This window comes from Sphaerisporangium perillae (genome assembly GCF_023276435.1).
GTDB lineage: Bacteria > Actinomycetota > Actinomycetes > Streptosporangiales > Streptosporangiaceae > Sphaerisporangium > Sphaerisporangium perillae.
Genome location: NZ_JALLPO010000089.1, coordinates 1 through 8974 on the forward strand (window position 1 = coordinate 1; position 8974 = coordinate 8974).

Here is an 8974-nt window from a genome sequence, read left to right on the forward strand (position 1 = left end):
GGGTCGCCGATTTCGTGGCGCCGGGCTTTTTGGGGGTGCGGACCGGTGATGGGTTGTACCGGTTCATCCTGGGTCAGAACGACACGCTGGTGGTCGGGCACCACATCTTCGCCGACAAGGCCGACCCGAAGGCGCTGGAGCAGGCGTGGCAGGACTGGCTGGTCAAGCTCTTCGCCTGAAAACCCGCCATCGGCACCACGACGACCGGCGGCGCGACATGCCGCGCCGCCGATTAACCCGGCCGGCGGACCGTTAATCCCGGCATCGTTTGTATACCCACAATTACTTCCTCAGGAAATGGAAAAGGAAATGCGGAAACCGGTTCTCGCGGCGAAACCCCCGATCGCGAACGCCGAGGCCGCCGCCTCCGGTACCATCGGCGGTACCATCGGCATAGGCCGCTGCACCACGAGGATCCCGGGCATCACCTGGGACTGAATGAGGACGGGTGACGATGCTGGTCGAGTTGACGATGCACCGCACCGCCACGTCACAACCGTCGGCCAATTCCCCGATCGACGGCATCCGGATATTGGCCCTGCTCCCCGAACAATGGCGTAAAGACCTTCGTCAGGCGAACGGCGAGCTGGTGATCCGGATCGACACCGCCGACGACACCACGAGCGACCAGATCCAGGCCGCGGTCGCCGAGGCGCTGAACGACCCGGCCATCAGCCACTGGGAACTGCGCACCTGCCAGACCCTGGCGACCGGCCCCTCCGGCGACGAGCCCTCCTGATCATCCGGGCCGGGGGCGGCCTTGCCTTCTGCACGCGGGGCCCCAGATCGACCCCTATGGACCGGTATTCGCCAGGTGAATCGGAAGCGTTCAGGCTCGCGGGGTGGATAGTTGCCCGAGGGGACTCACGGCGATGGGCGGGCACCGGGGACGGGTACCGCGGGACTGCGGAGGTCGGCATGGAGGACTACGGCGTCACCGGAGCGCGGGTGGACCTGGAGGTCACCGTCGACGTGCCGCCCGAGCGGCTCTGGCACCTGATCACGGCCGTGCCGCGCATCGGCGACTTCAGCCCGGAGTGCGAGCACGGTGCCTGGGTCGATCCCGGCCAGGCGGTACTGCGTGAGGGGACGCGCTTCGCGGGGCGCAACCGCCGTCAGGAACGGGTGTGGACGGTGACCTGCGTGGTGACCGAGGTGGAGGCGCCGCGCACGTTCGGATGGATGGTGCTCGACCGTGAAGGCGACCCCGGCCGTCCCTCGTCGAAGTGGCACTACGAGCTGCTGCCCGGCGACGCGCCGGGCAGCACGCTGGTCCGCCACAGCTTCGTCCACGGTCCCGGTCACAGCGGCCTGCGGGAGATGATCCAGAGCAACCCCGAGATCGCTCCCATCATCCTCGACGTGCGGCTCACCGAGCTGCGCGACCACATGGTCGAGACCCTCGACGCGATGTCCCGCGCCTGACCCTTAGCCGGGCGTGCTCTCGATGCTCCCGGCCCGTGAAATGACGAATCCCCAGGTTGATGACCCGGGGATTCGGTGGTGGGCGATACTGGGATTGAACCAGTGGCCTCTACCGTGTCAAGGTAGCGCTCTCCCACTGAGCTAATCGCCCTTGTCTTGCCGATCGTCGCGCAGAGGTGGAGACGGGATTTGAACCCGTGTACGCGGCTTTGCAGGCCGCTGCCTCGCCTCTCGGCCACTCCACCGGGCGAGGCCTGTGCGCGCAGACCTCTCCGAGCGGACGACGGGATTCGAACCCGCGACCCTCACCTTGGCAAGGTGATGCTCTACCAGCTGAGCCACGTCCGCATGCTCCCCGCGGGCGGTTTCCCTCCCGTGGCGACGACACGGAACTCTAGCGGGTTTTCGCCGCCGGTGCCTAACCGGCGACCGATCCGGGGAAGTTGCGCGCCACACTGCGCTCGACCGCCGGCAGGGTCAGGAAGATCTCAAGGATGCGGGTGAGCCGGTGCACCTCGTTGCGATGGAAGGGCGGCCCCTCGGTCCTGGCGAGCAGGAACGTCAGCGCGAGCGGCGGCAGCGGCGCCGCGATGATGTGCAGCCCGGACGGCAGGGTGTGCGCCTCGGGACGCGGCGGCGTGATGGAGGGAAAGGGCACCTCCGACGGAGCACGCCAGCTGGAGTGCACCACGGTCCTTGGCACCTTCTCCGTGCCGGCGGCGGCCCAGTCGGCGCTGAACAGGACGGGCATCGAGTCGATCAGAGTGGCCAGGGCCCGGTCGCCCGCCGTGGTGATGTACTTGAGGATCTCCAGCTCCGGATAGGTGCCCGGAGCCTCGCGCGTGCCCCAGATGCCCTCGACGGTCACGTCCGAGACGCCTTCGAGGCACTGGGCGAGGGCCTCGCGCGGAGCCGAGTCGGGCCAGAACACCGTGAGGTCGTCCACCGCCCGGCCCTCACCCCGCTCGAGCACGACGAGCTGGATGATGTCGGCGCCCGCGACCCCGAGGACGCGCGTCACCTGGCCCAGGGATCCGGGCCGGTCAGGCAGGGTGATACGCAGTCTCAGGAGCATCGATCGCCTCCTATGTCACGTGGGGCGGCACTCCGTACCAATCTAGCCGCCGGTGCTCCCTCCGGTCCAAGCAGCCGGGGCCTACCAGGCGAATCACGCCTCCCGTCCCGGTGTGCGGTAGAAATGAGCAGGTGAAGATAGGTGCGATAGAGGTCTGGCCCCCCGTGGTTCTCGCGCCGATGGCGGGGGTCACCAACGCGCCCTTCCGCAGGCTCTGCCGCGAGCAGGGGGGCGGCCTGTACGTCTCCGAGATGATCACGACGCGGGCCCTGGTCGAGCGCAACGCCAAGACCATGACGATGATCCGCTTCGAGCCGGGGGAGTACCCCCGGAGCGTCCAGCTCTACGGCGTCGACCCGGCGATCGTGGGCAGGGCCGTCGAGATCATCGCCAAGGACGGCCTGGCCGACCACGTCGACCTCAACTTCGGCTGCCCGGTGCCCAAGGTCACCAGGCGGGGCGGCGGCTCGGCGCTGCCCTACAAGCGCGACCTGCTCCGTAGCATCGTGCGCGCGGCGGTGGCGAACGCCGGGACGCTGCCGGTCACGATGAAGATGCGCAAGGGCATCGACGACGACCACCTGACCTACCTCGACGCCGGCCGCATCGCCGCCGAGGAGGGGCTGAGCGCCGTCGCCCTGCACGGCCGCACGGCGGTGCAACACTACGGCGGCACGGCCGACTGGGAGGCGATCGCCCGCCTGAAGGACGCCGTCCCGGAGATCCCCGTGCTCGGCAACGGGGACATCTGGAGCGCCGGCGACGCCGTTCGCATGATGGAGCGCACCGGCTGCGACGGGGTGGTGGTGGGCCGGGGCTGCCTGGGCCGTCCCTGGCTGTTCCGCGATCTGGACAACGCCTTCCACGGCAGGCCCGAGCGCGTCCGGCCCGCCCTCGGCGAGGTCGCGGCGACGATGCTGCGCCACGCCGAGCTGCTCGTCGAGTGCTTCGGCAGCGAGACCCACGCGGTCCTGGACTTCCGCAAGCACGTCGGCTGGTACCTCAAGGGCTTCACCGTCGGGGCCGGTCCGCGCCGCGACCTCGCCACCGCCTCCTCCCTCGCGGAGCTCCGCGAGCGCCTCGCCGTCCTGCCCGGCGACCAGCCATGGCCGGGGGAGGCCGCCGACGGGCCGCGCGGCAAGTCCAACGCCCGCGAGCGGGTCCACCTGCCCGAGGGCTGGCTCGACGACCCGCACGACGGCGCCGTCCCCGAGGGCGCCGAGCTGGACTCCTCGGGCGGCTGAGCGCTGGGCCGGCCCGCCGATCAGAGACGGTCGAGGGCGATGACGTGGACGACCGCGTGGCCCTCCTCGTCGGAGGCGGCGAGGTCGATCTGGGCGTTGATGCCCCAGTCGTGGTCCTCCGCCGGGTCGTGGAGCACCTGCCGCACCCGCCACAGCTCCTTCTCCTCCTCGATGAGCAGCAGCGAGGGGCCGCGGGCGTCCGGACCGGTGCCGATCTCGTCATGCTCCTCGAAGTAGGCGTCGAGCGCGCTCTCCCAGTCGATGTCGGCCAGCTCGCGCAGCTCCTCGTAACGCTCGAGCGCGGCGAGCTCGACCATGCGGAACATGGCGTTGCGCACCAGCACGCGGAAGGCCCGGCGGTTGGCCGTGACCGGCTTGGTGTTCTCCTCCAGGCCGGGCCGCTCCAGCTCCTCCGACGGGTTCTGCAGCTGCTCCCACTCGTCCAGCAGGCTGGAGTCCACCTGGCGGACCAGCTCGCCGAGCCACTCGATGAGGTCCTGCAGGTCCTCGGTCTTCATGTGGTCGGGAACGGTGCGGCTGAGGGTGCGGTAGGCGTCGGCCAGGTAGCGCAGCACCGTGCCCTCCGAGCGCGCCAGCTCGTAGAACTGGACGTACTCGGTGAAGGTCATCGCCCGCTCGTACATGTCGCGCACGACCGACTTCGGGCTGACGGCGTAGTCGCCGACCCACGGATGCCCGCGCCGGTAGGTCTCGTACGCGCCGAACAGCAGGTCCTGTAGGGGCATGGGGTAGGTGACGTCGGTGAGCAGCTCCATGCGCTCCTCGTACTCGATGCCGTCGGCCTTCATCTGGGCCACGGCCTCGCCGCGGGCCTTGTTGAGCTGGGCGTGCAGGATCTGGCGCGGGTCGTCCAGCGTCGACTCGACGATCGAGACGATGTCCAGCGGGTAGGTCACCGACTCGGCGTCCAGCAGCTCGAAGGCGGCCAGCGCGAACGTCGACAGGGCCTGGTTGAGCGCGAAGTCCTCCTGCAGGTCGAAGGTCAGGCGCGCCATCCGGCCCTGCTCGTCGGGCACGCGCAGCTTCTCGACCACCCCGCCGGCCAGCAGCGAGCGGTAGATCGCGATGGCGTGGCTGATGTGCCGCCGCTGGGCCTTGCGGTCCTCGTGGTTGTCGGTCAGCAGGCGCTTCATCGCCGCGAAGCAGTCTCCGGGGCGGTTGATGACGGCCAGGAGCATGGCGTTGCTGACCTTGAACCGCGAGCCGAGCGGCTCGGGCTCGGCCTTCTGGAGGCGCTCGAAGGTCTCCTCGCTCCAGCTCACGAAGCCTTCGGGGGCCTTCTTGCGTACGACCCGGCGCCGCTTCTTGGGATCGTCGCCGGCCTTGGCCAGCGCCTTCTCGTTCTCGACCACGTGGTCGGGCGCCTGGCAGACGACGTAACCGATGGTGTCGAAGCCGGCGCGCCCCGCCCGGCCGGCGATCTGGTGGAACTCCCGGGCGCGCAGCAGGCGCACGCGGTTGCCGTCGTACTTGCTGAGCGCCGTGAACAGCACCGTGCGGATCGGGACGTTCACCCCGACGCCGAGCGTGTCCGTGCCGCAGATGACCTTGAGCAGGCCGGCCTGGGCGAGACGCTCGACCAGCCGGCGGTACTTCGGCAGCATCCCCGCGTGGTGCACGCCGATGCCGTGCCGGACGAGCCGGGACAGGGCGCGGCCGAACTTGGTGGTGAACCGGAAGTGCCCGATGAGCGAGGCGATGGCCTCCTTCTCGGCCTTGGAGCACATGTTCACGCTCATCAGCGCCTGCGCCCGCTCCATGGCCGCCGCCTGCGTGAAGTGCACCACGTACACCGGAGCCGACTGGGTGGAGAGCAGTTCCTCCAGCGTCTCGTGCAGCGGTGTCGTGCGGTAGCTGTAGTACAGCGGGACCGGACGGGTCGCCGAGCGCACCACCGCCGTCTCGCGCCCGGTGCGCCGCGTCAGGTCCGTCTCGAACCGGGTCACGTCACCGAGCGTCGCCGACATCAGGACGAACTGCACATGGGGCAGCTCCAGCAGCGGCACCTGCCACGCCCAGCCGCGGTCGGGCTCGGCGTAGAAGTGGAACTCGTCCATGACGACCTGGCCGATGTCGGCCTCCGCGCCGTCGCGCAGCGCGATGTTGGCGAGGATCTCGGCCGTGCAGCAGATGATCGGGGCGGAGGCGTTGACGGCCGCGTCGCCGGTCATCATGCCGACGTTCTGCGTCCCGAAGATCGCGCACAGGTCGAAGAACTTCTCCGACACCAGCGCCTTGATCGGCGCGCTGTAGAAGGTGCGCCTGCCGTCGGCCAGCGCCGCGAAGTGCGCGCCGGCCGCCACCAGGCTCTTGCCCGACCCGGTCGGCGTGGCCAGGATCACGTTGTTGCCGTACAGGATCTCGATCAGCGCCTCCTCCTGCGCCGGGTAGAGCGTCAGCCCGCGCTGGGTGTTCCAGTCGACGAAGGCCTCGAAGAGGGCGTCGGCGCCGGTGTCCTGGGGAAGGTGCTGGAGGAGGCTCACACCGTCAATACTGCCGAAGGCAACGCCATGGTCGGTCCATGACGCCGGAACGCCCCCGGCCCCGACGGCGTTCGCGCTCGTCACGGCGCACCTCGACCTCGTGTACGACCACGGCGCCGTCCCGTTCCCTGGTGACCATGTGAACCCCGGCGGCCGTCCCCGCGTCTTCTGCGGGGGTCGGCACCGGCCCCGGGGGAGAGGGAGTGGCGATGCGTGGATCGAAGGCCGTCGTGGGCCTGGCGGTGGCGGGGGCTCTGGCGTTCTCCGCCGGCACGGCGGCGGAGGCCGCGGCGGGCACGGTGACGGGCGCGGCCACGGCGGCGAGCGGGACGGCGGCACCGGGCGTGGCGGCGACGCCGGCCGCGACGGTACAGACGCCGGCGAGCGTCGCGAAGAAGCTGTTCAAGGCCTGGTTGAGGCGCGACAGGAACGCGGCGGCCGCCGTCGCGACCCCCTCCGCCGTGAAGACCCTGTTCGCGTACGTCTACCGGGCACCCGACGAGTTCGCCGGCTGCTCCGGCAACTCCTGCCGGTTCGTCCACACCAGCGTCCGCGTCCAGGGCGGCCTCAACGGCATCCTGATGATCGTCTCGGGGGGCACCGTCACCAAGGTCTACGAGTCGCGCCACCTCACCACCGCCGACAAGGCCGCGAAGTACCTGTTCGCCGCCTGGAAGGCCGGCGACAGGAACCGCGGGCTGGAGATCGCCTCGACGGGCGCGGTGAAGAAGCTGTTCCGCGCGCGATTCGGCGGCGTGGGGTACTTCTACCAGGGATGTAACCCCGAGACGGGCGGCAAGGTCTGCGCCTACTCCTACGAAGGCGGCGCCATGCTCATGCACGCCCGCGGGAGCAAGACGCGCGGCTACGAGATCCGCTCGATCTCCTACATCGCCGACTGAACCGGGCCGGGCGGCACACCGGCCCGGCGAGCGGCCGGGGCGGCCCGGCCCAGCACCCCGACGTACCGAGGCCGCCCCATCCGCCTCGGGGCGCCTACCCGAACTGGACGGTGGGCGAGTAGTCCTTGAGCCTGACGATCTGCGTCCGGGTCTCCGGCGCGTCAGCGGCGATCATGTCCAGTACCTCCTGGGTCGGCGTACCCATCCTCATCGGCGAAGCCGGTACGGCGGAGTGCTGGGCCTGGCCCGCGAGGACGGCCCGGCCGCCTGGCACCATGAGGGTATGGGTGATCTCGCCGAGGAGTGGTCGGGCATCGCGGGCGACTCCCCGGCGGCCCGTGCCGTCGGGGCCGAGCTGATCGCGCGCTGGGCCGAGCCGCACCGGCGCTACCACACGCTCGCCCACCTGCGCGCGGTGCTCGCCGCGATCGAGCCGATCGCGGCCCTCGCGGACGACCCCGTGGCGGTGCGGCTGGCCGCCTGGTTCCACGACGCCGTGTACGACGGCAGGCCGGGGTGGGACGAGGAGCGCAGCGCCCAGCTCGCCCAGTCGCGGCTCGCCCGCCTGGCGGAGCCCTCCGGATCACCGAAGATCTCCAGAACGGTGGTGACCCCTAAATCGGTGGTGACCCCCGGGACGGTGACCCCTGGGACGGTGGTGACCCCCGGGACGGCGGCGACCTCCGAAATGGCGGCGACCTCCGAAATGGCGGCGACCTCCGAAATGGCGGCGAAGTCTGAAATGGCGGCGAACTCCGGGACGACGGGGGCGGCCATGTCCGGGACGGTGGCGGTCCGCGGGAGCGCAGGGCGGGGCAGCCTGTGCGCGCGGCGGATCGGCGAGGTCGCCCGGCTGGTGCGGCTGACCGCCGGCCACGACCCGGTGCCCGGCGACCGCGACGGCGAGGTCCTGTGCGACGCCGACCTCGCCGTGCTCGGCGCGCCGGGGTACGACGCCTACGCCCGTGCGGTGCGGGAGGAGTACCGGCACGTACCCGACGAGGCGTTCAGGGCCGGCCGGGCGCAGGTGCTGCGGGCCCTTCTCGCCATGCCGGCGCTGTACCGCACCCCGCTCGCGCGCGAGCTGTGGGAGTCGGCCGCCCGGGAGAACCTGCGGGCGGAGCTGGCCGCCCTGACCGGCGGGTGAGGCGGCGGTACGGAGACGGGGCCGGTAGGCGAGGCGGCGGATCGGAGACGCGCGGAGGCGGGTCCGGCGGGGGAGATGGCGGCTCGGAGATCGGCGCGGTGGTTCAGGAGGCGACGCGGCGCCGCCGGCGTAGCCCGGCGGCGATGAGGCGCTTCACCAGCGTCTGGGAGGACACCGGCTCGGCCCCGAGCTCGACGGCCCGGTCGTACACCGTCTCGGGCACATCGTAGTGATCACGGTCGAACGCCCGGCGCGGCACGCCGAGCCCGGCCGCGAAGGCGTGCAGCTCCTCCAGCGAGGCGTCGCTGACCAGATGCGACCAGAGGAGGCCGCGCGGCCCGGGCCAGTTCGGCTGATCGATGAGCACGGTCACGGAAGGACCATACCGGCCTTCCTCCGGCGGCTTCCTTCCGGGCGCGGTCGAGATCAGCTGGAGTACGCGCGGGGGTCCGGCCCCGCGTACGCCCCCCACGAGCGCCCGGCGCGCGCGGTCGAGATCAGCGGGAGTACGCGCGGAGGTCCAGCCCCGCGACGCCCGGCGCGCGCGGTCACAGGCCCAGGTCGTCGAGCTCCTTCATCAGGGCGGCGCGGGAGGGGTCGCCGCCGGCGGCGTCCGGCCTGCCCGGCCCCTGGGGTGCGGAGCCGCCCAGGGGCCGGGCGGCGGCGCCGGCCGCGGC

The 8974-nt window shown here is 71.2% G+C and carries 9 protein-coding genes and 3 tRNA genes; 6 read left to right on the forward strand and 6 right to left on the reverse strand.

The genetic code is table 11. From position 1 onward, the window contains the following. The first annotated feature begins 309 nt into the window (after nucleotides 1-309). The 3 genes from MYF83_RS43525 to MYF83_RS41920 all read left to right on the forward strand — a co-directional run bounded on the left by MYF83_RS43525 (nucleotide 310) and on the right by MYF83_RS41920 (nucleotide 1425). Complete coding sequence (locus MYF83_RS43525) at nucleotides 310-438, forward strand: hypothetical protein (RefSeq protein ID WP_279340796.1); 129 nt, start codon at nucleotides 310-312, stop codon at nucleotides 436-438. Nucleotides 439-454: 16 nt separating this feature from the next. After that, nucleotides 455-739, forward strand: a complete 285-nt coding sequence (locus MYF83_RS41915; RefSeq protein WP_248966398.1) for a hypothetical protein — start codon at nucleotides 455-457, stop codon at nucleotides 737-739. Nucleotides 740-918: 179 nt separating this feature from the next. Continuing rightward, nucleotides 919-1425, forward strand: coding sequence for an SRPBCC family protein (locus MYF83_RS41920; RefSeq protein ID WP_248966392.1), 507 nt, complete (start codon nucleotides 919-921; stop codon nucleotides 1423-1425). A 76-nt stretch (nucleotides 1426-1501) separates the two neighbouring features. Here the strand turns inward: MYF83_RS41920 and MYF83_RS41925 are convergent. The 4 genes from MYF83_RS41925 to MYF83_RS41940 form a co-directional block, all read right to left on the reverse strand. Then, nucleotides 1502-1576, reverse strand: a tRNA-Val gene (locus MYF83_RS41925). Between the two features lie 23 nt (nucleotides 1577-1599). Further along, a tRNA-Cys gene (locus tag MYF83_RS41930) sits at nucleotides 1600-1670 on the reverse strand. A gap of 30 nt (nucleotides 1671-1700) precedes the next feature. After that, a tRNA-Gly gene (locus tag MYF83_RS41935) sits at nucleotides 1701-1773 on the reverse strand. Between the two features lie 70 nt (nucleotides 1774-1843). Then, the gene (locus tag MYF83_RS41940) at nucleotides 1844-2500 is read right to left on the reverse strand and encodes an ACT domain-containing protein (RefSeq protein WP_248966393.1); all 657 of its coding nucleotides are present in this window, start codon (nucleotides 2498-2500) and stop codon (nucleotides 1844-1846) included. A 131-nt stretch (nucleotides 2501-2631) separates the two neighbouring features. Here MYF83_RS41940 and dusB point away from each other — a divergent pair, with 131 nt between their 5' ends. Continuing rightward, entirely contained in the window at nucleotides 2632-3744 is a 1113-nt protein-coding gene (dusB, locus tag MYF83_RS41945) for a tRNA dihydrouridine synthase DusB (protein ID WP_308201589.1), read from the forward strand. A 20-nt stretch (nucleotides 3745-3764) separates the two neighbouring features. Here the strand turns inward: dusB and MYF83_RS41950 are convergent, their stop codons facing one another. Further along, the gene (locus MYF83_RS41950; protein ID WP_248966399.1) at nucleotides 3765-6257 is read right to left on the reverse strand and encodes a DEAD/DEAH box helicase; all 2493 of its coding nucleotides are present in this window, start codon (nucleotides 6255-6257) and stop codon (nucleotides 3765-3767) included. A 200-nt stretch (nucleotides 6258-6457) separates the two neighbouring features. Here MYF83_RS41950 and MYF83_RS41955 point away from each other — a divergent pair, with 200 nt between their 5' ends. Further along, nucleotides 6458-7150 (forward strand): hypothetical protein, encoded by a 693-nt coding sequence (locus MYF83_RS41955; protein WP_248966396.1) that lies wholly within the window; start codon nucleotides 6458-6460, stop codon nucleotides 7148-7150. A 283-nt stretch (nucleotides 7151-7433) separates the two neighbouring features. Continuing rightward, nucleotides 7434-8297, forward strand: coding sequence for an HD domain-containing protein (locus MYF83_RS44100; protein WP_308201590.1), 864 nt, complete (start codon nucleotides 7434-7436; stop codon nucleotides 8295-8297). A 103-nt stretch (nucleotides 8298-8400) separates the two neighbouring features. Here MYF83_RS44100 and MYF83_RS41970 read toward each other — a convergent pair whose 3' ends face one another. After that, nucleotides 8401-8670, reverse strand: coding sequence for a DUF4031 domain-containing protein (locus MYF83_RS41970; protein WP_248966397.1), 270 nt, complete (start codon nucleotides 8668-8670; stop codon nucleotides 8401-8403). Nucleotides 8671-8974 lie beyond the last annotated feature (304 nt).